The organism is Echinicola arenosa (assembly GCF_014841125.1).
In the GTDB taxonomy this organism is placed as follows: domain Bacteria; phylum Bacteroidota; class Bacteroidia; order Cytophagales; family Cyclobacteriaceae; genus Echinicola; species Echinicola arenosa.
Map to the genome: position 1 here is coordinate 126,709 of NZ_JACYTQ010000007.1, position 26,285 is coordinate 152,993.

Sequence of the window (26,285 nt, forward strand, 5' to 3'; positions counted from 1 at the left end):
AAAAACCAGCACCGCCATGGACTCCTATAAAAATACCATTCGAGAACTTTTATCCTATGCCAAAATCCACATAAATGGGGATGCTCCTTACGAGCCAAAGATCCATCATCCTCAATTTTTCAAGAGGGTGCTGCGAGAGGGGTCCTTAGGTTTGGGAGAGGCTTATATGGACGGTTGGTGGGATTGTGACGCTTTAGACGAATTCTTTCATCGGTTGCTGAAGGCTAATTTGGATAAAAAGGTAAAGGGGAATTTCAAATTGATTTGGCAAGCGATAAAGGCAAAGTTTATTAACCTTCAGTCCAAACAACACTCAAAGAATGTAATCGTGCAACATTATAATGTGGGGAATGAGTTGTACCAAAAAATGTTGGACAGGAATATGATGTACAGTTGTGGATACTGGGAAGAGACATATGATTTGGAAGAAGCCCAGGAAAACAAGCTTGAATTAATCTGCCAAAAGCTGAAATTGACACCCGGAATGAAAGTGTTGGATATTGGTTGTGGTTGGGGAGGGTTTGCTGCTTATGCTTCTAGTAGGTACCACGTGGAAGTATTGGGGATCACCCTGTCTGAAGAACAAGCAACACTGGCACGGGAGAGATGTGAAGGCTTGCCAGTGAAGATCAGGTTAATGGACTATCGGGATGTTGATGGGATGTTTGATAGGATTGTATCCATTGGGATGATGGAGCATGTCGGTACCAGGAATCACAAAAAATACATGGAAGTGGTCAATAAACACCTGAAAGATGATGGGATCACTTTGTTGCATACTATTGGTAATAATGAATCCTATCAAACCACAGATCCTTGGATCAATAAATATATTTTTCCTAACAGCCTGATTCCTTCTGCAGCACAACTTACCAAGGCCATGGAAGGCTTTTTGTTGATTGAAGACTGGCATAGTTTCGGTCTGCATTATGACCGAACCCTGATGGCCTGGCTAAAGCGCTTTGAAACAAGCTGGTCACAATTCAAGGATCAATATGATGAGCGTTTCTATAGAATGTGGAAATATTATCTTTCTTCTTGCGCGGGATCCTTTCGTGCTAGGAAGAACCAATTGTGGCAAATTGTGATGGTTAAGGAAACTTTTAAAGGGGACTATATGGCTATTAGAAATCTGGAAAGAAAACCTACTGCTTGAAGGTTAGCCATGTTAAGAATTCCTCATAAATTAGAAAGGGTGTGGGCGGAAGATTTTGTAGTTTTGTACTTTTAAAATCAAAATAAGCTGAGCATGCTGGATGGTAAAAAAAGAAGTGACATCAAAATAGGAGACCTGGTAGAAGTGGTTCAAAAGCACCACCAAAGAACAGGTGAACTCACAGAGGGGCTGGTAAAAAGAATTCTGACCAAATCTCCCAATCATCCTCATGGGATCAAAGTGCAGTTGGATACTGGAGAGGTGGGAAGGGTGAAAAATATTATTGAGGAGGAAGACTAAAAAAGGAGCCCTAAAGCTCCTTTGTTGTTTTTCTTACATCCAGGCATCCCAAGGGATTCTGGACAATATCAGTATCAAGGCGATACCATAGAACATATAAAGGCTTCTAAACCTTGATCTGCTGACACTTAATTTTTTGGCCCTGCTATAACCAACAGTGATAAGGATAATGGCTATTATGTTGATCAAAGGGTGCTCAACAGCATAAAGACGGCTCACAGGATCACCCATAGCATTACCACTAGAAAGGTTTGAAAAACCAAGTGGGCTGAAGAAATAGATGGCGATACCGGCTAAAAGCTGAATATGTGCAGGGATTAAACCAATGAGGCCAAATTTCCTGTCTTTGTCTGTAAATTCTCTATTGCTCAATGCACCGATCAATGCATAAATAAAAACAATAGCTAATCCGGCCAGCACTAAATAAGCCATTCCGGAATGGAGGTGTTGAATTCCTGTTTGCATGTTGTCTCTTCAAATGTTTTGCGTTTCAAATTAACGCAAATCTTAGGAGATTTTAAGGGATTTCCAGAATAAACTTGTATCCTGAAAATTCACCGATTGATTTTACTTTATAACCTGTGCGTCCTGCTATTACAGAATTTCAAATTCCTGATGCTTCAGTCCATCAGTAGGGAGGGTGTGCTAATTGATAGGATTTAGGTTCAGGTTATCTGCATAGCTGCTGCCAATTGGAACGGTATGTTTTCCAAGTGATAGTTGGTGCCTTTCCACTTTATCAATTTTTGATTTGTGTACGATAAAAGACCTGTGTATCCTACAGAAATCCTCAGGCAAGAGGTTTTCAGCTTCCTGAAAGGTCATTCTCGTCATGATTTTGCTGTCGATAGTTTGAAAGGTGACATAGTTTCCTGATGCCTCCAAGAACAAAATGTCATCTAACAGGACCTTAACTTGTTCATAACCTGTTTTCAAAAACAAGGAGGTAACCTTATCAGGCCTTTTTTGATTTTTCAGCATCCAAAGCTCATTGGCTTTGGTACAGGCTTTGGTAAATCGTGCCAAAGAAAATGGTTTGAGCAGGTAATCAATGGCATCCAATTCAAAACTTTTTACGGCATGCTCGGAATAAGCAGTAGTAAAAATGATCATGGGCTTTTTAGCTGGTAAAGTAGCGAATTCCATTCCTGAAATATCAGGCATCTTGATGTCCAAAAAAATCAAGTCAACAGGATTGTCCTGCATATAGTCCAAGGCCTCAAATGCATTGGTGAAGTTTTTTTGAAGGGAGATAAAGCTCACCTTGGAAGCGTGGCTTTTGATCACTTCCAAGGCAAGGGGTTCATCATCTATGGCAATGGCTTTTAACATTAGCTTTTGTTCAATTGGATAGATAAATGTACAAAATATTCCAAGTCATTCTCACGGATGACGAGTTCGTGGCAATTAGGATAAAGTAAGTTGAGTCTTTGTCGCACATTATTCAGTCCAATTCCGGAAGGGACATTCTCGGGATCTTCTCCGCTTTTTCGGTGGATGCTATTATTGATGTCCAAGTGAAGAGAACCTTCAAGACAACGAAGGTTGATCTTGACCCATGATTTTTTCTGCAAACTAATACCATGTTTGAAGGCATTTTCAATGAAAGGAATCAGCAGCATGGGAGCTATATTTCCTTTGCAATGTTCTTCTTTTCGACTAAATAGAATGTCAATGTTTTCTTGCTCCTGGATTCTAAGTGTTTGTAAATCTACGTAATTGATTAGATAATCTATTTCCCTATTCAATGGGATGGCTTCTTGCGTATTTTCGTGAAGCATAAATCGCATCATATCCCCCAGTTTCTGGACGCTTTCTGAAGTTTTTTCGGCATTTTCCTGTAATGAAATCCCATAAATGGTGTTCAGGGCATTGAAGAGAAAGTGAGGATTGATTTGATTTCTTAATTGTTTAAGATCTGTAGTCTTTTCCTCTAGCTGAACGTTTAAAGTATCAAGGGTTTCAATATGTTCCTGGTATTTTTTGAAAATAGCATTAGAAGCTGGGTTAACAATCAGCATCAGGGCAGCTACAGAAACCAATCCTACCACAATAACTTCTTCAGCATCTGAAATACCAGCAATGATAACGAAGGTAATTAGCATTAAAATTGGTAACAGCCAAAAATAGAACAAGGACAGTTTCTTTTTTCCAATTTCTCTATTTCTGTATACCAAAAAATAATTATAAAGGAAAATAAAGATTAATGCTGGTATGATGAAAAGATAAATTATTGATATTAAAAAGTGAAAATAGTGATGGAATTTGAATAGAAATATGACCAGAAAGGTATAAGCCGTAGCCAATCTCAAAATATTATAGGTGAGGTAACTCGGCTCTTTTCTGTTTAGAATAAGATTCTTAAGAAAACTGGCAATAATAAAATAACCCGCATACAAAGCTACTCCAGAGAAATAGAATGGTACGAAAGGAGAATTGCCGAGGTCACTGCCAACATAAAAGATGCCTACTAAAAACCAAGTCACAAAAAAAGATACCAATCCAAAAACTATTAGCTTCCACACCTTTTTCTCTTTCTGAAAAAGAGGAATAATCTTCATATGCATCAGGTAGAATGCTACAAACATAAAGGAAGGCATAAAAATATAGGCGAAATAACGGGCCATTTGGTCGTTGTTATGTCCTAGGTTACTTATACCGATTTTTCCTCCCAGGATATTGCTCAGGATAATGAGAAAAAATGTGATCGATACGAGCCAAAGCTCGATTTTTCTGAAATGTAGAGGTTTTTCTTTCATAAGTCTTATTGTGCTAAAATCTTATGGCAATGATAGCAAGTGCCGATAGTTGTGACAAAAAAATGTGATCAACCCTGCTAAATATGGGATAAAAAAAGGTGACACAAGGGTCACCGTAACAGGGTTCTATAGGTTTTGATCTGATTTCTTTTTCAATGTGATAATCAAAGAAGCTCAAAATTATTTGTTGCTGCAAATGGTGATTTTCCGCAACCGATTGTGCAATCAATTTCGAAGTTACAATTTATAAACCGTCTAAATAATTTGATAAAAACTTTGGCTCTGAATGCGACATTGCGTATGTTTCTGTTTGATATTTGATACGGTTAACTTTAGTAAATAAATGTCGGAGAAGCATCAATTGACACTGAAGGATATTGCAAGGGAACTTGGCCTTGCTGTTTCAACGGTTTCTCGAGCGCTGAAGTCTCACCCTGACATCAGCAAGGAAACCATCAAGCTGGTAAAGGACTATGCAGAAAAGCATCATTATGTACCAAACCTGCTGGCGGTAAACTTTAGGAAAAGTAAAACTTTTAATATTGGCCTGATCATTCCAGAGTTGGTCCATCAATTTTTCTCCTCTATCATTAGCGGAGTCATCAAGGAAGCCAATCAACATGGGTACAATGTCATGATTTGCCAATCCAATGAACATGTGGATGATGAAAAGAAAGTAGCCCAAGCTTTATTAAACAGCCGTGTTGATGGTGTGATTATCTCTTTGTCCAATGAGACGGATGAGGTAAGTCACCTAAAGGAATTTATAGCTGCGGATATTCCTGTAGTTCAAGTGGATAAGATCAGTGATTTATTTGATACCCCAAAAGTTATCGTCAATGATTTTGCCGGGGCTTATCAGGCTGTCAGTCATTTTATAAAATCTGGTTATCGCAAAATAGCGCATATCCGCGGTAGATTAAATGTCCAACATTCCAACGAACGTTTTAGAGGGTATGCTGAAGCTATTAAACATGAGGGGTTGAGCTATTCGGAAGATTATATCAAGGTATGTGACCAGTTGACTGAGGAGGAGGGGTATGAGTTTGCAGAACAACTGATGTCACTTCCAGGGCCTCCGGATGCTATTTTCTGCGTAACAGATTTGGTGGCCTTAGGTGTAATGAAGTACCTGCGAGAAAAAAATATACAAGTGCCTAACCAAGTTGGAGTGATCGGTTTTAGCAACTGGAAGTTAGGTGAGATCATCAGCCCTACTTTAAGTACTGTTCATCAACCTGGTTATGAATTGGGTGAAAAAGCTACAGAACTACTATTGGATAAAATTGTCAATGGCATGGATAGCCCCAATCAGACCGTGGTCTTGAATGCCGATTTAATTGTTCGTGAGTCAGTGAAAAATTCACCTGCTGTTGATGGTCATTATTGACTGTGAATGACTAAGTAATTAATGGGTAATAAATAAATAACAATTTGATAACTTTAATGTCGGGAAATTATGTAGTTGATTAAAAGAAAGTTATCTTCGGGCAAATTGTAGCGAACATGGAAACAGGATTTACCCTCTTGATGCTGACTTTTGTTTATGGTTTGTGTCTACTTTCTTTCTATCCGGAAAAGTATTTCAAAAAGATAAGTTACAAATATTCTCATCAAGAAGCTCCTGATTACAAGAAGTTTAGGTTTAGTGAACCTTTCTTTTTTAGTTTTTTAGGAGGGTATTTGTTGGCATTTACAGTAGTGTTGTTAATGTTCTAAATAGGAAAAAGATAAATGAAAAAAGGGATGATTTGAAGTCAAATCATCCCTTTTTTCATTATGAATTGTTGTGATTATGATAATGATTGGTTTTCCCTAGAAGCTAATTCAAGTATTTTGTCAAACTCTGAAGGTTCAAGATCCTTGAAGAAGTAGTTGACTGGATTGATCCTGCGACCGTCCTTGATAACTTCATAATGTACATGAGGAGCAGTAGATGAACCGGTGTTGCCCACCGTGCCAATCAGGTCACCTCTCTTAACTGTTTGCCCTCTTTTTACTTTGAATTCATTCATATGGCCATACCTGGTTTGGAAACCGAAACCATGGTCAATGACCACCGATTTACCATAGCCTCCAAATTCGGTTTTTACCTGAATTACCTTACCATCTCCGGTAGCATAAATGGGGGTTCCTTTAGGGGCTGAAAAGTCTACACCGGCATGCATTTTTCTTACTTTCAAGATTGGGTGAAGGCGCATACCAAAGCCAGAAGCAAGTCTTTTAAGGTCTTCATTATGGACAGGCTGGATAGCAGGGATAGAAGCCCAATACTCTTCTTTATTGAGCGCTTTTTCAGCCAGTTCATCATAAGAAAGGGATTGAACATACATTTGCTTTTTTAGTTTCCCTACATTCTCCATTACGCCAACAATAAGGTCTTCTTGTTGGAGACCTTTTTCCTTTATATCCCTGAACCGGTCACTTCCTCCATATCCTGCTTCCCTGATGGAGGAAGGAATGGGCTCAGATTCAAAAATGACACGATATAGATTGTCATCCCTGTCCTTAAGGTCAGCCATCATATCATTCAAACGGGTTACCTCAGTGTCCATCATTTCATAATAGAGCTTTAGTTCTTCATTCTCCTTTTTCAAAAGAAGTTCTTTTGGACTGTCGAAGTAATAGCTAAAGACCAATAAAATGCCTACTGCTAGTAAAGAGGATAATGAAAGGAAACCTAAAAGCCCTAAAAGTACATCCCATTTACTCTTGGTGTATCTTTCATATTTACAGGTTTTAGGATCGTAGTAATATTTTATTCTACTCATTATTAATTGAATGGTATTTCTCCTATTTTTGTAGCCCTATGATTGGCCGTTGGGTAAGCTATGCTCGTGTGTTAACACGCCAATATAGACAATCAATTGTATTATCCGAAATAAATTAAGCATAACTCTTTACATGGACGCTAAAAGAATCAGAAGCACTTTTATAGAGTACTTCCAATCCAAGCAACACCAATTTGTACCCTCTTCACCCATCGTGGTCAAGAATGATCCTACCTTGATGTTTACCAATGCAGGGATGAACCAGTTCAAGGACTTCTTCTTGGGGAACGAGATTCCCGCCTACACTAGGGCCACTAACAGTCAAAAGTGTTTAAGAGTTTCTGGAAAGCACAATGATTTGGAAGAAGTAGGGGTGGATACCTATCATCATACCATGTTTGAAATGCTGGGTAACTGGTCTTTTGGGGATTATTTTAAGAAAGAAGCTATTGCTTGGTCATGGGAATTGTTGACTGAAATCTACAAGCTTCCGATTGAAAGATTGTATGTGACCGTTTTTGAAGGGGATAAAGGTGATGGTCTGGATAAGGACATGGAAGCCTTTGATATGTGGACTGCTCACGTGGACAAAGAAAGGATTCTTTTTGGTGACAAAAAGGATAATTTTTGGGAAATGGGTGATATAGGACCATGTGGACCTTGCTCTGAAATTCACATTGACTTAAGACCTGAGGAGGAAATCAAAGTGGTTCCAGGAAAAGACTTGGTTAATGCTGACCATCCTCAAGTAATAGAAATTTGGAACTTGGTATTTATTCAGTTTAACAGGCAGGCCAATGGCAGTCTTTCTGAATTGCCAGCCAAGCATATTGATACAGGAATGGGCTTTGAACGTTTGGTGCGCGCCATTCAGAAAAAGTCATCTAACTATGATACGGATGTTTTTACGCCGTTTATTGAAGCTGTAGAAGCAAAGTCTGGAAAAAAATATGGCCAGGATGAAAAGATAGATATAGCTATTAGGGTTATTGTAGACCACATCAGGGCCATTTCTTTTACCATAGCAGATGGCCAGCTACCCTCCAACAATAAAGCCGGATATGTCATTCGCCGTATCCTCAGGAGAGCGGTTCGTTATGGTTATACTTTTCTAGGTTTTAACAAGCCATTCTTGTACGAGCTGCTTCCGCTGCTTTCTGAGCATTTTGGGGAAATGTTTCCTGAGATTCCTTCCCAAGAAGAGTTTATTTCTAAAGTGATCTATGAGGAAGAAGCTTCTTTCTTGAGAACTTTGGACAATGGCTTGAAAAGACTTGACCAGATCAAGACTGACCTTGAAAGTAAGGGTGAACAAGTAATTTCTGGTAAAGTAGCCTTTGAGCTTTATGATACTTTTGGTTTTCCATTAGATTTGACTTCACTGATTGCAAGAGAAAACGGAATTTCAGTAGACGAAAAAGGTTTTACTGAGGAAATGACCAAGCAGAAGGAAAGGTCTAGAGCTGCGGCAGAGCAAGAAACGGGGGATTGGATTTTGGTAGGGGATGATGCTGGTGTTCAGTTTGTAGGTTATGACAATTTGGAGTCCACTACCAATATTATCAAATACAGGGAAATCAAAGAAAAGAAAGGTACCAAGTATCAGTTAGTATTGGAGGAAACACCTTTTTATGCAGAGAGTGGAGGACAAGTAGGGGATGGTGGTGTGTTGGTTAGTGGTGAAGAAACCATAAAGGTGCTGGACACGAAAAAAGAGAATGACCTTATTGTGCATTTTGTGGAAAAACTTCCTCAAAATCCTTCGGCCAGTTTCACGGCTAAGGTAAATGTGTCTCAGAGAGAATTGACCATGAACAATCACACCGCTACACATCTATTGCATGCGGCGTTAAAAGAGGTATTGGGAGATCATGTTCAGCAAAAAGGTTCCTTGGTTAACGACCATTTGTTGCGATTTGACTTTTCTCACTTTAGCAAAATGACTGATGATGAAATTGCACAAGTGGAGAGCATCGTTAATAAAAAGATTAGGGAGAACATTCCATTAAAGGAACAAAGAAATGTACCGATAGAGGATGCCAAGAATATGGGGGCAACGGCTTTGTTTGGAGAGAAATATGGAGAGTTTGTGCGTGTTATTACCTTTGGCCATGATTATTCGGTAGAGCTATGCGGAGGTACTCATGTTTCCTCAACCGGTAAGATTGGTCTTTTCAAAATTGTTTCAGAGGGATCCATTTCTTCTGGTGTAAGGCGTATTGAAGCGATCACGGCAGGAGCGGCTGAGCAGTATGTGAATTCTCAAATCAGTTTGGTAAAAGATTTAGAAGAGTTATTGAAGAGTCCTAAGGACTTGAAGAAGTCGGTTGAAAATTTGCTTCAGGAGAGAAATGAGCTGAAAAAGGAAATTGAAGGTTTGCACCTTAAACAGGCAGGAGCGCTCAAGGAAGATTTGGTTAAAGCCATTGAAAATGTTGAAGGTGTAAATCAATTGATCGCGAAGGTAAATCTACCTTCTGCGGATGCTTTGAAGAAATTGGCATTTGAATTGAAAAATGAAGTGGACCAACTGGTAGCTGTAATTGCTGCAGACATCAGCGGTAAGCCTCAGATAGCAGTGGTGATCGCAGAAGAGTTGGTAAAGAATAAACAGCTTAATGCAGGAGCTATGGTGCGTGATCTTGCTAAGGAAATACAAGGTGGTGGAGGCGGCCAGCCGTTCTTTGCAACTGCAGGTGGAAAAAAGGTGGAAGGACTTGATCAGGTCTTGGTCAAAGCTAAAGAAATGTTTTCTTCCATATAATCTGTTTTTAGAGGGTTTTTGATTTGGTTTTGGGGTAAAACTCTGCCATTTTTGGAAAACTAAAGCATAAAATTTAAAAGATTTAATATAGGAAAATGCCTTCACAGGAAATAAAAGATAAATATGAGTTAGTAGTTGGTCTTGAAGTTCACGTTCAGCTGCTGACCAACAGTAAAATGTATGCGGCCGATTCTACGGAATTTGGTAATCTGCCCAATACCAATATTTCAGTCATTACCCTTGGCCATCCAGGGACGCTTCCAAAGGTTAATAAAAGAGCTGTGGAGTTTGCGATGAAATTGGGCTTGGCGTGTAACAGTGAAATAACAAGAACAAATATTTTTGCCCGAAAGAACTATTTCTATCCAGACCTTCCAAAAGGTTATCAGCTTACCCAGGATAAAAATCCGATTTGTGTAGGGGGATATGTTCCCGTGACTTTGGAAAAAAGTGGTGAAAAAAGAGAAGTGGAATTGACCAGGATTCACATGGAAGAGGATGCCGGAAAATCGATGCACTTGGCAGGAGAAGTAGATACCTTGGTGGATTACAACAGGGCAGGAGTTCCATTGTTGGAGATTGTAACAGAACCTTGCATTAAAACTTCGGAGGAAGCCTACCAGTTTATGGCAGAGATCCGTAAGCTTGTTCGCTACTTGGAGATTTGTGATGGTAATATGGAAGAAGGCTCCATGCGATGTGATGCCAATATTTCAATCAGGCTTAAGGGAGAAAAAGAATTGGGTAAGAAAGTGGAGGTGAAGAACATGAACTCTTTCCGAAATGTCGCTAGAGCTATTGAGCATGAATTTGATCGTCAGGTGGACATGTTGGAAAATAAGGAAAACATTGTTTCTGAAACCCGAACTTTTGATGCCACCACGGGCCTTACTGCTAGCATGAGGACCAAGGAAGATCTGAATGATTACCGTTATTTTCCTGAGCCAGATCTAAGCCCTGTAGTGATCTCAGAAGAATGGTTAGAGGGCATTAAAGTCAGTATGCCATCCTTACCAAGAGAGCTTCATCAACGTTTTGTTGATGAATTCGGCTTGCCAGAATACGATGCCAATGTATTGACAGACACCAAAGAAATTGCTTTGTATTTCGAAGAGCTATGTAGTGAAACCAAAAACTACAAAGCCGCTTCCAATTGGATGATGGGACCTGTGAAGTCCTACTTGAATGAATTGACCTTGCATATCGCTGATTTTCCAGTGAAACCAAAACATTTGGCCAGCTTGATTGCTTTGATTGATGAAGGGAAGGTGAACTTCTCTGTGGCATCTCAGAAAATCTATCCTGAAATGATCAAGGATGCTTCTCAATCTCCTTTGGAGATTGCCCAAAAGCTAAACCTTATCCAGGAAAGTGATGAAGGGTCCTTGAAGCCAATCATTGAAAGTGTTTTAGAAGAAAATCAAGCAAAAGTAGCAGAATATAAATCTGGTAAAAAAGGCTTGATGGGAATGTTTATGGGGCAGGTAATGAAAAGGTCTAAAGGCAAGGCAGACCCTAAAGTGGCTACAAAAATTTTAACCCAACTATTAGAAGAGTAATCAAATGACAAAGTTTAAATACATGGTCTTCATGTCAGCACTGTTGTTAGTAGCGGCATGTTCCAGCGAAGTAAAGCAAGTAGAGTTTGATGGAGAAGTGATTATCAGTGGAAAGTTGGAGAATTTTCCTGAAGGGAGCTTGGTCTTGTCAAAGTACTTGGATAATAGTGTTGAGGTTGTAGATACACTAGAAGTAACTAATAATGGGAAGTTTGAATATACCTTGAGCATAGAGGGACCAAGCTTTTATGAACTTGACCTTTATGGAGAAAAGCAAGTGAGACTTGCCCTGTATGAGGAAGATGTAACGATAGATTATGATTTTGACAATGAAGAAAGTTTGGTGCTTTCTGGATCATTTGATACAGAGCAAATTCATAAAGTGGATGAACTTTCTCAAGAATATCAAGAAGAAATCAACAATTTGAATTCTGAATATTACGAGGCCTTGTCTGCTAAAGATGAGGAAGCAGTGAAAACGATTCAGAAAAAGGCGTTGGAGCTAGAGTCTAACCATGCTAACAAAGTTAAAAGTACTATCAACAGTATGAATGGCAGCTTTGCTGCTTTGGCGGCAGTGGGAATGCTGAACCCTAGAAATGATTTTTCCTATATTGATAGCTTGGTGACTGAGTTGGATAAAAAATATCCTGAAAATCAGATGATCGTAGGATTAAAACAACAATTGGATGAAATGCGAGCGTTGTCCATTGGTCAGCCAGCACCTGAGATCTCACTACCAAATCCAGAAGGGGACATAGTGAGTCTTTCTGATTTCAAAGGCAAATATGTGCTGATTGATTTTTGGGCGGCTTGGTGTAAACCATGTAGGGAAGAAAATCCAAATGTGGTTCGACTCTACAATGAATACAAGGACAAAGGATTTGAAGTATTGGGCGTATCCTTGGATAGAAGTAAAGATGCTTGGGTAAAGGCCATTGAGGATGATAATCTCACTTGGACCCACATATCTGATTTAAAATATTTTAATTCTGAAGCAGCAGCCACCTATAAAATTAACGCCATTCCAGCTACCTATATGGTTGACCCTGAGGGTAAAATCATAGCAAAGGACTTAAGAGGTCCTAGTTTAGAAAATAAATTGAAAGAAATATTCCAATAATGGAATACTTTTTGATCATTCTGGATCAAGTTGGAAAAACTTAAATAACCATCGTAATAATAATTAATCTATCTAACATGAAAAAAAGAAGTCTAAAATCACCACTAAGCAGGCTACTGACTTTGGCACTATTTGGCTTATTGGCCATGGGCGCTTGTAAGAGTAAAAAGAAAGTAGTAGAAGCTGCTCCAGAACCTGCCCCTGTAGAAGAGCCAGCCCCAGCTCCAGCGCCCGCTCCAGCTCCTACAGCTGAGGAAGTAGCTGTAGGAAAACTTGAAAATTATTTTTCAGTAATCGCTAATGCAAGTAGCGTACAAAGTGCCAACAGCTCAATTCAAGAAGCTTTGAGTATGTTCTCAAATCAGAACACCCCTGTTTTGATAGTTATTCATGAGGAAAACGGTATCAAGGATTATGATCAGCCAACCACTATCGTTGATTATTTGAATTACTTGAAGGATACCAAGAAGAATTTGAACTTCATCAGTGACGTAAGATTGGATGGTAGCGGAAAAGTTACTGAATTGGAGCTTCGTCGTAGATAATATTAGAACTCAGAAAAGACCATAATCATGAAAAAACATATTCAAGCATTTATTCTACTGTTTTTTGCGACTACGCTTTTTGCAGCTGCGCAATCTGATAACATCAGCCCACAGAGAAAACAAGCCATTGATTCATTGGCTTTGGAAAAAGTAAAAGACCTTAGTAAATATATCAGCATCATTGGTAGCAAAGAAACACAGTTTTCTGAGGCTAACAGGGTAATGGACAGAGCTGAAGAACTTTTTGCTCCAGGTGCTGAAATGGGTGTTTCATCCATTAATTCCCAAGAAGTAGCTTACTATCCAGTAAGAAGATACTTCGAAAGGTTGATGGCATTAAACTATGACAGAGTGAACATCAGCTGGTATGATATTCACTACATTTCTGACCTTGAAAGACAGCCTGACGGTAGATACGTAGGAGTGGTAACCATCTATCAAAGATTTGAGGGTACTTCTGCTGAGACTGGCCTGAATTACAAGGACACCACAAAGAAAGATATCACAATCTATGTAGAGAAGAAACAAACTCAGGTAGCGGGTAGAACTATTGAGTTTTGGGATGTGATGCTGGGTGATATTAGAGTGACCGAAACTTCCGCATGAAGAAATTAAGCGTATTAGTACTATTAATAATTTCATCCATACAATTTGCACCGGGGCAGGGTTTATACGGCCCCGGGCAAGTTAAGGATGACGGCAGGTTTGCTGCCTCAACCAAACAACTCAACCAGTTCTTTCGTCGATTCAATGCAGAAGAGAGCCAAGATGGATTGACAAGGTATTATGCTGGTGACGAAGAGTATCACAATAGGGAACTGAGGGAAAAATATATCAACCTACTTTTTGACAATCAAACCTCCAGTATTCCCCAAAATCTAAAACAGGAATTTGCCACTCTGGTCAACTCAGAGAATTATCCTCAGTTTCTCAATTTCCACAGAGAAAATTGGTTTGCAGAGGTGTCTACCGTGTTCCTATATAAAGGGAAACGAGAGGATATAACCCTTTATATGAGGCTCCAGCCTGAAGGCTTGGGCTATGAGTGGGTGATTGATAAGGTCTCATTTGACTCATTTAAGAATTTTTTTAATAAGCAAGAAGGAAAGGGGAAACCATTTCTTCATCCTCTAAGTCATGAGCTTGGGTTTATGAACTTAAGAAAAGCATTGCAGGATAGTAAAGAGCCAGAGGATTATACTCCTAAGGACTACAAACCTGATTATTTGACCATTTTTCTATATGAGATCAAAAATGGAAATATAAAGTTTGAAACGGTTAAAGGAGTGAAGTTTCACTTCTTTCAGATAGAGAATTGGTACTTCGAAGTATCACAGTTCAATCGTCCAGGGTTCAATACTGGATGGTTGATCAGCAGTTTGACGAAGTATCAGAATGAAGAAGAAAAAGAGGTTATTTTAAATTACATCTATGACCAAGAATAGATTTTATACAGTCCTTTTGTTTTTTCTGTTGGTTCCGTTTGTTTCCTTCGCTCAGGATATGGGCGGGTATTCAAAGCAGGAGATCAAGGATTTTTCCCAAAAGGTTGAAGATCAAATCCAGTTTTTGGAGTACTTTCTCAACACGGTTGGCAGTGAGCAAACACCTGCGCGTGATAAAGATGTTATCATAACTGAAAGTTATAAAAAAATTTTCAGGGACGGTAAAGTACAAGTAGAAGACGATTTGGTTTTGGATCGTCAGGTGATAACCAATAAGGATGTTCCTGCTTATCTTAAGGATGTGGAGTTTTTCTTTAAAGATGCCAGCTTTAAGTTTAAAGTAAGGGATGTAAAACCATTCTTGAGAGATAATGGCGAGTTGTCTTTTGTAGTGTCCATGGATCGCACACTTAATGCTACTGGTTTGGATAACGAAGAGATCGAGAACACCAAACCACGATTTGTAGAGGTCAATTTGGACAGGCAATCGAATGAACTGAAGATAGCGAGTATCTACACTACCAAGTTAAGCAGGGATAAGGAGTTGACAGAATGGTGGGGAACTCTTTCATTGGAATGGGAAACTTATTTCAGGGAAGAGTTTAATATGATGGATGATTCCATTACCGTTGAGCATTTGAACAAAATCAGTACTTTGGATAGCTTGGACTTGTCAGGTAATAGCTTGATTCAAGACCTGAGTCCTTTGGAGGCCTTGAGAGACCTAAAATATGTAGATATCAGTAACACCATGATCAGGGAGCTTGGGCCTATCAGTAATGTTACTTTCTTGAGTTATTTGGACGTGTCCAATACCCCTACATCTGATATTCAGTTTATCAAGTATTCAGAGAATTTAACCTATCTGAATATATCCAATACGCTTATTGAAAATATAGATGAGCTGAGTTCTTTGAGTAATTTGAGAGTTTTGAAGGCCATCAATACTCCTTTAATGAGTTTTGCAGCCTTAAATTCTTTTGAGGCTCTTGAGGAGCTGAATCTGGAAAGAAGTGGTTTGAACAATATTGAGAGCATTAATCAGTTGAAGGAACTTAAGAAACTGGATATTAATGGCAATTACCTTATTAATTTCAATTTTCTATCTGAGCTTGGTAAATTGGAAGAGATTGATCTAAGCCAAACCAATATCAGTGATTTGGCACCTTTGGAAAAGTTGGAAAACTTAAAAGTGGTTAAGATCAATCAAACTGATGTAAACAGTCTCGGTCCGTTGGATGGTAAGAAAAGTTTGCAGACGGTTTATGCTGATCGAACCAATATATCTGAAAATCTTGCAGATGATTTTGCCAGGAATAACAGGACAGTGCTATTGATCCACAATGTTGAAAACCTTCAGACATGGTGGGATACCTTACCTGATGGTTGGGAGTCTGTCCTAAGAAAAGAAATTGCTTTTACAGGTGGAAACAATACTCCTTCAGTTGAGGAGATATCAATGATTGTAAGTGTTGATTCATTGGATCTTTCTGGAAGTGAGATAATTAATTTGAGACCAGTTTTAAAGTTTAAAAAGCTGATTTCTCTAAAATTGGATGACACGAAAATTCATGATCTTAGCCCACTAAGGGAATTAAAAACCTTAAAAATGATCTCAGGAAATCGAAGTGCAGTAACGAATTTGGAGGATTTAGCAGGGTTGAAATCATTACAGTCAGTTTCTTTTGACCATTCTTTAATAGCTAGTATTGAGCCCTTAAAGTCACTTAAGGATTTGGAGTTTTTAAATGTGGACGGAACAGAAGTTCCCCAATGGCAAGTGCAGGATCTGTTGCAGGTGGTACCAGATGTCAATGTTATCTTTAGAACTGATGAGCTTAAAGGTTGGTGGAATAGTTTGGATGGAGTTTGGAAAACTATTTTCGTTGAAGAATTTGGCCTTTCCACTTCCCCAGATAAGAGAGAGTTACATCGATTGACTTCATCAAGAAGCATTTCTATAGAAAAGAAAAGCATACAAAACCTTAGACCTTTGGTGGATTTTATCAATTTGCAGACCTTGGAGATTTATGATGCTCCATTGAGCGATATCAGTGATTTGGCAAAATTTGAGATGTTAAGAAACCTTAAAATTACACAGGCACCTGTGGTAGGGTTAGAGCCTCTAGCTGGACTTAAAACTTTGGAAACATTAAATCTGTCGAACACTGGTGTAGAAGATTTGAGACCGTTGGAAGGTTTAAAGGGCTTGAAGACGCTTATACTTTCAGGAACTGGAATTAAACGATTAAAAGGGTTAGAAGAGCTTTATGATTTGGAGGAGTTGGATATAGCCAGTACTAATGTCAGAAGCATCAATGATATTAAAGATCTTACCAATTTAAAACGATTGATCTGTTTTAACACGAGGATCAATAGTCGACAAATAGACAGCTTTAGGGAGTCAAATCCGGAATGTGATGTGAGGTTCTATTAAGAAAATTTAAAACAAAAAGTCCCGAGATGATGTCATCTCGGGACTTTTTGTTTGTAGAAAAAACTTGAAATTATTTCATGCCCAAAGCTTTATTGGGAATATCTTTAACACATCTAAAACCTACATTGGAAGTACCACTATCATATGCATGTCCTTGTCTGGCACTAGGACGATAATTTACACAGTAGTTGTCTGAGCAAAGAAAAGAACCACCCTTGATTACACGTTCTTGAGCATAAGGATTAGTAGGGTTGTAACATTGGTTCATATTAGAATCCAATACGGGGGCGTTACCGGATAGTCTTTGAAATTTGATCGCATCAAACCAATCATCTGTCATTTCCCATACGTTTCCAATAATATCATAAAGACCGTAAGCATTGGCTGGGAAGCTCTTAACAGGAGCTGTTCCCATAAAGCCATCTTCACCTCTATTTGCGTTTGGGAATCTTCCTTGGAAGGTGTTGGCCATGAATTTTCCGTTCGGTCTTAGTTCTTCTCCCCAAGCGTATCTTTTGTTTTGAAAGCCACTTTTAGCTGCAAATTCCCATTCTGCTTCAGTAGGAAGTCGTTTGCCTGCCCACTCCGCATAGGCTACGGCATCATCAAAGGAAACTTGCACAACAGGATGATCCCATCTTCCTTCAAGGTTTGACCCAGGCCCCTCAGGATGTCTCCAGTTGGCTCCATCAACCCATTTCCACCATTGCGAAATATCCCGAGTATCAACAGGTTGGGAGGGAGGGAAGAATACCATTGATCCAGCTTGTAGAAGGGATTCGTCTGGCTTAGGAGTGTCTGGAGGGAGTTGTTTTTTCATTTCTTCCCAATCAGGTTTTCTTTCAGCTATGGTTACATAACCCGTTGCATCTACAAAGGCTTTGAATTCTTTGTTGGTTACTTCGGTCTCGTCCATCCAGAAACCGTCTACATGTCTTTTTACCGCAGGCTTTTCGGCAGGATATGCTTCCTCCTCATTGGTCCCCATGGAAAAATCTCCTCCGGGTATCCAAACCATTCCTGCTGGTTGGTTATCAGGGGTTTTAGAGGATAGGTCACTTTTAGAAGTAATGATGCTTTTCTCAGTTCTTTCATTCGAGGTCTTTTCAGAACAACTAGCCATTAAAAGAATGGCTCCTGAGCATATCAGTAATTTGGGAATTGATATTTTTATTGATTGCATTGCTAAATTATCAAGTAGTTGATTTTGGAAGTTAATCTTTCCAAATGTTAAGTTATACTTATGTAATTTAAATGTAAAGCTATTCAAAAAGTATTTTATAAATGGTTCTAAAGGTTTTGAAAGTCAATAGTGGTGACTTTTAGAAAAGATGTTCAAATTTTTTTCAACTAATCATTTATTGGAAATCCTATTTTCATATAGTTTTACCCAATCTTCTACTGATATTTTTTTTACCAATTCTCCGATTAATTCAAAAGGTATATGTTCAGGTTTTTTGAATCTTACACAGCTTTTCCCCATGTCCAACTTGTATTTCGAATGTTTTGGGAATTCCTCAATGAACCATTTTGAAATCTCATGGTCTGCATATATGCCACTATGATAGAAGGCGATAAAGTTTTTTTGAGAAGCGATGCTCATGAAGGGCAGGGGTAGTTTGGGATCACAATGGTAGCCTGATGGATAAATGCTTTTTGGAACGACATAACCAATCATCCCGTAGTTCATGGTTTCTTCAAAACCTTCAGGTAAATTATCCAATATGGTTTGTCTAAGTTTCGAAAATCCCAACTCTCGTTCATTAGGAATTTTTTTGACATATTCTTCTGGGTTTCTAGCTTCTATTTTCATACTGATGCTTATTAAGATTTTGGAAATGGCTTTGTGATTTTTTTTCTTATCATCTCTTTGATTGATATACCTGTAAGCATCACACAAGTACTTGACAATATTAAATATTCTAAGAAGGGGAGAAGGTGGTGTAAGGATGGTTCTTGATGGTGATGTGGCCCAAATAAGCTTAAAACAGCTATGAATAAGAAAGCTATTGTCCCTAAAATTCCGCCAGCAATTCCCAGTTTGGGAGACTTGAAATGCGCCAGAAGCAAAATGGCAATAAGAAATGCCAGTAAGGCCAATAGGATATTATTGATCAGGGAACTCTCGGGCTTATTGATCGTGGATAGATGTGAGAAAGCCGCTATGAGTAAGTAAATAGCAATCCCAATTCGAAGTATTTTCTGTGCGGTCTTTTCAACTTTCAACAATAGGTTGATCATGGGCTTTTTTTGACAAGCTATGAAATATTCAAAAATAAAAAAAGCGGCTCAATAATTTGGGCCGCTATAAGTTTGTATTGTGATCTAGCTTAAGCATCACCAGTGCTGTCGTGCAGCTTGCCTAGCTCTTGATCAATGGTCCAAAGGCCAATGCCCTCTTCTCCAATAATGTCAAATAGCTCGAGCGCTCTTCGTGCTAGAGTTTCTTCTTCTCTCTGCTCAGTCACATACCATTGCATAAAGCTGAAGGTAGCAAAATCTTTTACACCAAAGCAATGATCCACGATGATGTTGATAGACTTTGTTACTTGGATTTCATGCTCTAAAATCAATTGGAAAATTTCCTTCAAAGAATTGAAATGATGCTTGATCCCGGTAATTTCTGGCTGGATGGCGTGGCCACCAGCTTCATTGATATAATGCAAAAGTTTCAACATATGTTGTCTTTCTTCCTCGGCATGCGCATACAATAATTTGGCTGCATTATCATATCCCATCATATCGCACCATGAAGCCATTGAAAGGTAATAGGCAGAAGACTTGCCTTCCATTTCAATCTGCTTGTTGAGCATTTTTTCTGTATCGTGAAGTAAAGAACGCTGCAGCGTTACTATTTCTTTTTCCTTAGTTTTCATAATCACTTTCTTTTTATAATGATCTTATACAAACTTAACCAAATTTTTAGATAATAGGTGCCATGTTCGGGTGTGTTGACGAAATTTAGAATTAGTATAAGTTAAATTATAAAGAATAAAATTTCGTTTTGATTTATTTAAATTAAATTAAAATAATATTAAGTATTCAGCTTGAGCCTTTCTGGGATAGCTTACGGATGGGGTTGTTTGTGTTTGCATCCATTGTCTAATCAATATTCTTAATGTAAAGAAAAATAGCGTTATAATATCAATAAATTTGGGAGCTTTTATACCTTGGAAAGGTTCGAAATAGTTATTGCAGTCCGCTTATATCAGTATTTTTTTATAACATTGCCGTATGAAAATAGTAGCAATGATTCCTGCCAGGTATGGAGCCACCAGATTTCCTGGTAAACTTACCTCTGACCTCTGTGGAAAACCAGTAATCGTCAGGACTTATTTGAGTACGGTGGCAACTGGATTATTTGATAAGGTGATTGTAGTAACTGATCATGATCAAATAGCTGAGCAGATTAAGGCAGAAGGTGGTGAAGTTTTTTTTAGCAAAAAAGTCCATGAAAGTGGTTCTGATAGGATTGCTGAGGCAATAGAAAATGTCGAAGCTGATGTGGTTGTCAATGTGCAGGGAGACGAACCTTTTCAGGACAAGGAGTCATTAGGTGATTTAGTGAAGGTTTTTGGGGATAAAGAAGTTCAGGTTGCTTCAATGATGCGAAAAATAGACGATGATGTAGATGTCATAAATCCCAACTCTGTAAAGGTTGTGGTAGATAAGAAAGGTTATGCTCTATATTTTAGCCGTTGTCCGATTCCATTTGTCAGGGATTCATTTGATCCATTTTATTTCAGGCATATTGGAGTGTACGCCTATACCAAAGAGATATTAATGCTGTTTACTGGTTGGGAGAAAACGATGTTGGAGAAGGCAGAGATGTTGGAGCAATTGAGGCTTCTGGAGAATGGTGTTCGTATCAAAATGGTAGAAACAAAACATGAAGCTGTTGCTATAGATACCAAGGCAGATCTAGATCGCGCCATAGCTTTTTATCAGAGAAACTTTTCATGAATTAGGCGACAGCTTTCAATCCTACAATTGAACCAATTAAAAGCATAAGGAAGAAGATTCTTGGCCAGTTGGATGGTTCATTAAATAAGAATATTCCAAGGATTACCGTACCAGCTGCGCCAATTCCTGTCCATACAGCATAAGCAGTGCCCATGGGAATTGTCTTTATCGCTTGATTTAGCAAGTAGAAACTCAAGCTAATACTGATAAAGAATAGTATTGACCATTTGAGGTTGGTGAAGTTATTAGACAATTTGAGACAGGTGGTAAAAGCCACTTCAAAGAGTCCTGCTAGAATTAATATAAGCCAAGCCATAGTTTTTTATGCAAAAATAGGCAGCTATGTGTTGCTGTCTATTTACCTATGTTAAAAAAGGGGATTTATTGTTGTCTTCTGATTCTGCTGAGGGAAACTTGACTGATACCTAAATAGGAGGCGATGTTACCCAGTGAGATTCTATTGGTTATTCCCGGATGATTTTGAATTAATTCTTCATATCTAACTGCAGCAGGTTTTGTCTGGAGATCAATTAATCTTTTTTCAGTTTTGACCAATTCCATCTCAGTCATCTTTCTTGACCAGTTGGAGATTTCTAAACTATTATGGTTGATTTCATTCAATTCTTCATTAGATATTCTCCACAGCTTACACTCTTCCAAGGTGCTTATATTTTCATATCCAGGCTGTCTATATATTTTACTGTTGAAGGAGAACAAAAAGTCCCCTTCGAACCCAAACCAAAAGTTAATGTCTTTTCCATCATGATTGAGGTGGGCTTTTGCACAACCGCTTAGGATTAGGTAACTGTGTTTTTCTATTTTACCTTCATGGATAAAGGTTTTGTTTTTGCCAATTGTTATAACCGTTCCTTTGTCCAACAATTGCTGGGTTGAATCTTGAGAGAGACCAAAATTCCCGAGGAAAATTTCTTTTGTTCTCAAGATTGGTAGTTTTTTAAGCTCAAGGTATGCACAGCGGCCAATCCTGCTGTTTCGGTCCTCAAGCGTGAGTCACCAAGGCTACATGCCTTAAAACCATTATCAAATGCCAGATCAATTTCATCTTCTGAAAAATCTCCTTCAGGTCCAATAAGAACTAAATAGGATTGCTTACAGTTGGCCAAATCATAAAGATGTTTTTGATTGTTTTGATCAACATAGGCAATGAATTTTTGACTTTGGGTAGTTTTGTTTTTGTTTATTAATTCTTGGAAAGTAATAATTGGGTTGATTTTTGGAATCCTTGTCTTGAGGCTTTGTTTGCATGCTGCAATCATTTTTTTCTCCAAGCGGTCTGGTTTGAGAAATGTCCTTTCCGAGTTTTGAGTTTTTATGAAAGTCAGTTCATGAAACCCAATTTCCGTGATCTTCTCCAACATCCATTCAACCCGGTCATTGTTTTTAGTAGGAGCAATAGCCAAATGAATGTAGAAATTGTCTTCAGTGTGTTTTTCCTGTTTGATAATGTTCAATACAGTGGATTTGAGAGAAATACTTTCTATTATACAGGTAAAAAGCTCCCCATTTCCATTGGTGATATGGATTTCATCACCGACGGATTTCCTGAGTACTTTGCTCAAGTGTTTTGATTCATCCGGGTCTAAAGTGATTTTGTCTCCTTTTATGTTTTTCTGGAAAAATAACTGCATGAGAAAATGACGTTTCTTAAATACAAAGATAGTAATGGCTTTTGTATCCTGAAACCAGTAGCAAGTGAACTTGTTAGTAATTACTCAACAGTAAATAGGATTAGTATTACTTGACTATTCCTTTTTAACTGTCACTAACAAAAAAAGCGTAAGCCATTTGGCTTACGCTTTTAATAACCTTAATTAACCTTTATATAATTTAACCTTTAGAAAGTTCCATATTTACAGGTTTACCTTTAATGGTATTGCTTTTCATCACGCTGATTACATGAGCAGCATCTTTAGAAGGAACATCTACAAATGAGAAGTTATCAAAGATATCGATACCACCAATTTGACGGCCTGGAATTCCAGTTTCTCCAGCAATAGCTCCTACAATATCATTTGGTCTGATTCTGTCTTTTTTACCAAGGTTCAAGAAAAGTCTAGACATATTGGCATCTCTGCTTCCTTTTTCTCTAGAGCCTTTTCTTCCGCCTCTTTCGCCGCCACGCTCGAATCTGTCTCTACCACCTTTTCTACCACCTTTGTCAAAGCGCTCTCTGCCTCTTCCGCCTCGCTCACCTCTTTCGCCTCTTTCTCTACCGCTACCTAGGTTCAAGTCAAAATTCATATCCGATAGCTCTTCAATAGAGTTACCCATTTGAAGTTTTACTAAACCCAAAGCGATTTGATCCATGCTCAAACCTTCAGCCAATAATTGACCTAATGCTGATTCAAACAATTGGTTATCTTCTTCTTTGGAAATTGAAGTATTAACATCTTTTACCAATTGATCCTTTTTCTGATCGATCATTTCCGATACAGAAGGAGGAGTCATTTTGGTTAAGCTGGTTTTGATATATCTTTCAAGGTCTTTTAACCTGAAAATGTCTTTTCTACCAGTTATAAAAGAGATGGCCATTCCAGAACGTCCAGCTCTACCTGTCCTACCGATTCTGTGTACATAGTATTCTTCGTCCAATGGTAGGTCATAGTTGAACACAACCTCAACATTGTCCACATCAATACCTCTAGCAGCCACGTCTGTAGCTACCAATACAGAACAATGCCCTTTTCTGAACTTGTTCATTACTTTGTCTCTTTGCGCTTGAGAAAGGTCTCCATGCAAAGCTTCTGCAGTAATGCCTCTAGCTATCAAACCTTCAGTAACTTCGTCTGTTACTCTTTTGGTGTTACAAAAGACCACTCCTAAGTTAAACTGATGAACATTGATCAATCGGGTGATCAATTCCATTTTAAGGCTTGGCTTTACCTCGTAATATACTTGAGAGATATTCTCAACAGTAAGTTCCTTTTTTACAATCTTAACGATTTCAGGATTAGACTGATACATTTTAGTCAGATCCATAATCGGCTTGGCCATCGTAGCTGAGAAAAAGATGGTTTGTCTGTCTTCAGGCATTTGATTCAATACCGTTTCGATATCTTCTCTAAAGCCCATGTCAAGCATCTCATCAGCCTCATCCAAAACAATGGTTTTAACTGTTTCCAGTTTAATGTTTCCACGTTTCATATGGTCCATAACACGGCCAGGAGTTCCGACGATGATTTGTACACCTTTCTTTAGGGTCCTGATCTGACGGTCGATAGATTCACCACCGTAAATGGCAGTACTATAGACACCTTTTTTGTGCTTGGCCAATTTGGTGATTTCTCCTTCAACCTGAACAGCAAGTTCTCTGGTTGGACAAAGAATCAAAGCTTGTGGCTTGTTACTTGTAGGGTCTACCATATCTACAATTGGAATACCAAAAGAAGCGGTTTTACCTGTTCCAGTTTGTGCCTGACCGATTACATCGCGGCCATCAAGCATTAAAGGAATAGATTGAGATTGAATTGGGGAAGGTTGGGTATAACCCATATCTTCCACTGCCTGAAGAATTTCTGCCGAAATACCCAGGTCCGAAAATAATGTTTCGTTTTCCATGAAATTTTCCTTACTCCTGTGCCCTGATTTCCTTTAATACATCCCAAAAGCGACCGAGTAAGGAAACTCACGACTCAGAAAAGTTCTGATAAATAATTGAGCTGCAAAGGTATGAATAAATATTTGATCTGACAAGTGTGGTGGTGATATTTGAAAAATAATTTCCATTAAAATATTGAATAAGTAAAAAATAATTTGGTTGAAACTGGCTAATGGCCTCTTTGACGGGGATTTATGGTGATAGGGTGAAAAATAAAAAAAAGCGGAAATTTGAATTTCCGCTTTTAGTATTGATCTTTTAAAGACGATTTATCGATCGTTCATGGAAGTGTAAGATCTTTCATTCGCACCAGTATAGACTTGTCTTGGTCTACCTATTGGCTCATTATTTTCTCTCATTTCTTTCCATTGTGCTATCCAACCTGGAAGCCTACCTAAAGCAAACATTACCGTGAACATATCCGTAGGGATGCCCAATGCTCTGTAAATAATACCAGAGTAGAAATCCACATTTGGATATAGTTTTCTGTCCACAAAGTATTGGTCATTCAAAGCTGCTTCTTCCAATTCCTTGGCGATGTCTAAAACAGGATCGTTTACACCCAGTTTGTTTAACACATCATCTGCAGCTTTTTTGATGATTTTTGCTCTAGGGTCAAAGTTTTTGTAAACCCTATGTCCAAAGCCCATTAGTCTAAATGGATCATTTTTGTCCTTGGCTTTGTCAAGGTATCTCTTTGTGTCACCACCGTCAGCCTTAATAGCTTCAAGCATTTCAATCACTGATTGGTTAGCACCACCGTGAAGAGGTCCCCAAAGTGCGTTGATTCCTGCTGAAATAGAGGCATAGATACTAGCTTGAGAAGAGCCTACTATTCTTACGGTAGAAGTAGAGCAGTTTTGCTCATGGTCTGCGTGAAGAATTAGTAATTGATCTAATGCTTTTGCAATAACAGGGTCTACCTCATACTGCTCCGAAGGTAGCGCAAACATCATGTGCAAGAAATTAGAGCAGTAATCCAGTTTATTATCAGGGTAGTTAACTGGATGGCCCATCTTGTTTTTATAAGCCCAAGCAGCGAAAGTTGGCATTTTGGCCATTAATCTTACGATGCTCATTTTGATTTCCTCTTCAGTTCTGTTTGGATCCAAAGAAGTAGGGTAGAAAGCAGTTAAAGAACAAATAAGAGAGGAAAGAACCCCCATTGGGTGAGCCACAGAAGGGAAGCCATCAAGCATCTTTTTGATGTCTTCGTGTACCAGTGTATGGTAAGTGATTTCTTGCTTAAATTGATCGTATTGCTCTTGAGTTGGAAGTTCACCATAAATCAAAAGATATGAAACTTCTAAAAAGTTGGATTTGGCGGCCAGATCTTCGATATTATAACCTCTGTACCTTAAGATGCCTTTTTCACCATCCAAGAAGGTGATAGCACTTTTGGTAGAACCTGTGTTTTTGAAACCAGGGTCTAATGTAATTAATCCAGACTGACCTCTTAGTTTGGCAATTTCTATTGCCTTTTCATTTTCAGTACCTTCTGTTACTGGTAATTCATATTCTTTACCATCGAAGGATAACTTAGCTATTTCAGACATAAGTTTTTTATTTATCTATTTATGGTTTTGTTCTATTGCAAAATCGCTTTTGGCGGCCTTAAGTTAATAAAAAGACACCTTATAATCACAATGAACGGCATGATTTGAACTATTTAGAATAAGTATTATTACTTAATTTATTTTAGGATGATTTTATTGCACTGAATTTGCGCAATTATCAAATTTATCTTTCTGTTTAGCTCAAATCTTATGGTACTGAAACCATTCATTGCAAAATAAAATCCCGTGTTTAGGGAGTGATAATTTTTAAAGGTGGAAACAAAAAAT

At 38.4% G+C, this 26,285-nt stretch carries 24 protein-coding genes and 1 pseudogene; 13 read left to right on the plus strand and 12 right to left on the minus strand.

Annotated elements, in window-relative coordinates; translation table 11 throughout:
* Nucleotide 1 precedes the first annotated feature (1 nt).
* Together cfa and IFO69_RS17475 are read left to right on the plus strand one after the other, a co-directional pair.
* Nucleotides 2-1,156: pseudogene (gene cfa, locus IFO69_RS17470) on the plus strand (cyclopropane fatty acyl phospholipid synthase); the annotation flags it as partial.
* 93 nt (nucleotides 1,157-1,249) lie between these two features.
* A complete protein-coding gene (locus tag IFO69_RS17475) occupies nucleotides 1,250-1,456 on the plus strand; it encodes a YwbE family protein (RefSeq protein ID WP_317173485.1) in 207 nt (68 codons plus the stop codon).
* Nucleotides 1,457-1,489: 33 nt separating this feature from the next.
* Here the strand turns inward: IFO69_RS17475 and IFO69_RS17480 are convergent, their stop codons facing one another.
* From IFO69_RS17480 to IFO69_RS17490, 3 genes are all read right to left on the minus strand, one after another.
* On the minus strand, nucleotides 1,490-1,921 hold the full coding sequence (locus IFO69_RS17480) for a hypothetical protein (protein WP_192011421.1): 432 nt from the start codon (nucleotides 1,919-1,921) through the stop codon (nucleotides 1,490-1,492).
* Nucleotides 1,922-2,101: 180 nt separating this feature from the next.
* Nucleotides 2,102-2,788, minus strand: a complete 687-nt coding sequence (locus IFO69_RS17485) for a LytR/AlgR family response regulator transcription factor (RefSeq protein ID WP_192011422.1) — start codon at nucleotides 2,786-2,788, stop codon at nucleotides 2,102-2,104.
* Nucleotides 2,788-4,215 (minus strand): sensor histidine kinase, encoded by a 1,428-nt coding sequence (locus tag IFO69_RS17490; RefSeq protein ID WP_192011423.1) that lies wholly within the window; start codon nucleotides 4,213-4,215, stop codon nucleotides 2,788-2,790. Before IFO69_RS17490 ends, IFO69_RS17485 begins: the two co-directional genes overlap by 1 nt.
* A 343-nt stretch (nucleotides 4,216-4,558) precedes the next feature.
* On the opposite strand from IFO69_RS17490, the gene IFO69_RS17495 reads away from it, so the two are divergent.
* Both IFO69_RS17495 and IFO69_RS17500 read left to right on the plus strand, forming a co-directional pair.
* On the plus strand, nucleotides 4,559-5,605 hold the full coding sequence (locus IFO69_RS17495) for a LacI family DNA-binding transcriptional regulator (protein WP_192011424.1): 1,047 nt from the start codon (nucleotides 4,559-4,561) through the stop codon (nucleotides 5,603-5,605).
* 116 nt (nucleotides 5,606-5,721) lie between these two features.
* Nucleotides 5,722-5,934, plus strand: a complete 213-nt coding sequence (locus IFO69_RS17500) for a hypothetical protein (protein WP_192011425.1) — start codon at nucleotides 5,722-5,724, stop codon at nucleotides 5,932-5,934.
* 74 nt (nucleotides 5,935-6,008) lie between these two features.
* On the opposite strand, the gene IFO69_RS17505 is transcribed toward IFO69_RS17500, so the two are convergent.
* A complete protein-coding gene (locus tag IFO69_RS17505; RefSeq protein ID WP_192011426.1) occupies nucleotides 6,009-6,986 on the minus strand; it encodes a M23 family metallopeptidase in 978 nt (325 codons plus the stop codon).
* 133 nt (nucleotides 6,987-7,119) lie between these two features.
* On the opposite strand from IFO69_RS17505, the gene alaS reads away from it, so the two are divergent.
* The 7 genes from alaS (at nucleotide 7,120) to IFO69_RS17540 (ending at nucleotide 16,859) form a co-directional block, all read left to right on the plus strand.
* Nucleotides 7,120-9,750: an alanine--tRNA ligase gene (gene alaS, locus IFO69_RS17510; RefSeq protein WP_192011427.1), complete on the plus strand. Its 2,631-nt coding sequence runs from the start codon at nucleotides 7,120-7,122 to the stop codon at nucleotides 9,748-9,750.
* 95 nt (nucleotides 9,751-9,845) lie between these two features.
* Entirely contained in the window at nucleotides 9,846-11,309 is a 1,464-nt protein-coding gene (gene gatB, locus IFO69_RS17515; RefSeq protein ID WP_192011428.1) for an Asp-tRNA(Asn)/Glu-tRNA(Gln) amidotransferase subunit GatB, read from the plus strand.
* 4 nt (nucleotides 11,310-11,313) lie between these two features.
* Nucleotides 11,314-12,432, plus strand: a complete 1,119-nt coding sequence (locus IFO69_RS17520) for a TlpA disulfide reductase family protein (RefSeq protein ID WP_192011429.1) — start codon at nucleotides 11,314-11,316, stop codon at nucleotides 12,430-12,432.
* Nucleotides 12,433-12,509: 77 nt separating this feature from the next.
* The gene (locus tag IFO69_RS17525; protein WP_192011430.1) at nucleotides 12,510-12,977 is read left to right on the plus strand and encodes a nucleoid-structuring protein H-NS; all 468 of its coding nucleotides are present in this window, start codon (nucleotides 12,510-12,512) and stop codon (nucleotides 12,975-12,977) included.
* Between the two features lie 27 nt (nucleotides 12,978-13,004).
* Nucleotides 13,005-13,583, plus strand: a complete 579-nt coding sequence (locus tag IFO69_RS17530; RefSeq protein WP_192011431.1) for a hypothetical protein — start codon at nucleotides 13,005-13,007, stop codon at nucleotides 13,581-13,583.
* The gene (locus tag IFO69_RS17535; RefSeq protein ID WP_192011432.1) at nucleotides 13,580-14,422 is read left to right on the plus strand and encodes a hypothetical protein; all 843 of its coding nucleotides are present in this window, start codon (nucleotides 13,580-13,582) and stop codon (nucleotides 14,420-14,422) included. Before IFO69_RS17530 ends, IFO69_RS17535 begins: the two co-directional genes overlap by 4 nt.
* The gene (locus IFO69_RS17540) at nucleotides 14,409-16,859 is read left to right on the plus strand and encodes a leucine-rich repeat domain-containing protein (protein WP_192011433.1); all 2,451 of its coding nucleotides are present in this window, start codon (nucleotides 14,409-14,411) and stop codon (nucleotides 16,857-16,859) included. Before IFO69_RS17535 ends, IFO69_RS17540 begins: the two co-directional genes overlap by 14 nt.
* A gap of 70 nt (nucleotides 16,860-16,929) precedes the next feature.
* Here the strand turns inward: IFO69_RS17540 and IFO69_RS17545 are convergent, their stop codons facing one another.
* Nucleotides 16,930-17,877, minus strand: a complete 948-nt coding sequence (locus IFO69_RS17545; protein WP_394354477.1) for a formylglycine-generating enzyme family protein — start codon at nucleotides 17,875-17,877, stop codon at nucleotides 16,930-16,932.
* A 336-nt stretch (nucleotides 17,878-18,213) separates the two neighbouring features.
* Nucleotides 18,214-18,672 carry a DUF1801 domain-containing protein gene (locus IFO69_RS17550; protein WP_192011435.1) on the minus strand — a complete coding sequence of 153 codons (459 nt, stop codon included), beginning with the start codon at nucleotides 18,670-18,672 and terminating at the stop codon, nucleotides 18,214-18,216.
* Nucleotides 18,673-18,852: 180 nt separating this feature from the next.
* Here IFO69_RS17550 and IFO69_RS17555 point away from each other — a divergent pair, with 180 nt between their 5' ends.
* Nucleotides 18,853-19,035 carry a hypothetical protein gene (locus IFO69_RS17555; protein ID WP_192011436.1) on the plus strand — a complete coding sequence of 61 codons (183 nt, stop codon included), beginning with the start codon at nucleotides 18,853-18,855 and terminating at the stop codon, nucleotides 19,033-19,035.
* Between the two features lie 154 nt (nucleotides 19,036-19,189).
* On the opposite strand, the gene IFO69_RS17560 is transcribed toward IFO69_RS17555, so the two are convergent.
* Complete coding sequence (locus tag IFO69_RS17560) at nucleotides 19,190-19,735, minus strand: ferritin (protein WP_192011437.1); 546 nt, start codon at nucleotides 19,733-19,735, stop codon at nucleotides 19,190-19,192.
* Between the two features lie 358 nt (nucleotides 19,736-20,093).
* Here IFO69_RS17560 and kdsB point away from each other — a divergent pair, with 358 nt between their 5' ends.
* Complete coding sequence (gene kdsB, locus IFO69_RS17565; protein WP_192011438.1) at nucleotides 20,094-20,822, plus strand: 3-deoxy-manno-octulosonate cytidylyltransferase; 729 nt, start codon at nucleotides 20,094-20,096, stop codon at nucleotides 20,820-20,822.
* A gap of 1 nt (nucleotide 20,823) precedes the next feature.
* On the opposite strand, the gene IFO69_RS17570 is transcribed toward kdsB, so the two are convergent.
* From IFO69_RS17570 to IFO69_RS17590, 5 genes are all read right to left on the minus strand, one after another.
* Entirely contained in the window at nucleotides 20,824-21,138 is a 315-nt protein-coding gene (locus tag IFO69_RS17570) for a DMT family transporter (protein ID WP_192011439.1), read from the minus strand.
* 65 nt (nucleotides 21,139-21,203) lie between these two features.
* Nucleotides 21,204-21,764, minus strand: a complete 561-nt coding sequence (locus IFO69_RS17575) for a Crp/Fnr family transcriptional regulator (protein ID WP_225444188.1) — start codon at nucleotides 21,762-21,764, stop codon at nucleotides 21,204-21,206.
* Nucleotides 21,761-22,471 (minus strand): 16S rRNA (uracil(1498)-N(3))-methyltransferase, encoded by a 711-nt coding sequence (locus IFO69_RS17580; protein ID WP_192011440.1) that lies wholly within the window; start codon nucleotides 22,469-22,471, stop codon nucleotides 21,761-21,763. Before IFO69_RS17580 ends, IFO69_RS17575 begins: the two co-directional genes overlap by 4 nt.
* Nucleotides 22,472-22,670: 199 nt before the next feature.
* Nucleotides 22,671-24,401, minus strand: coding sequence for a DEAD/DEAH box helicase (locus tag IFO69_RS17585; RefSeq protein WP_192011441.1), 1,731 nt, complete (start codon nucleotides 24,399-24,401; stop codon nucleotides 22,671-22,673).
* Between the two features lie 309 nt (nucleotides 24,402-24,710).
* Nucleotides 24,711-25,997, minus strand: coding sequence for a citrate synthase (locus tag IFO69_RS17590; RefSeq protein WP_192011442.1), 1,287 nt, complete (start codon nucleotides 25,995-25,997; stop codon nucleotides 24,711-24,713).
* Nucleotides 25,998-26,285: the final 288 nt, after the last annotated feature.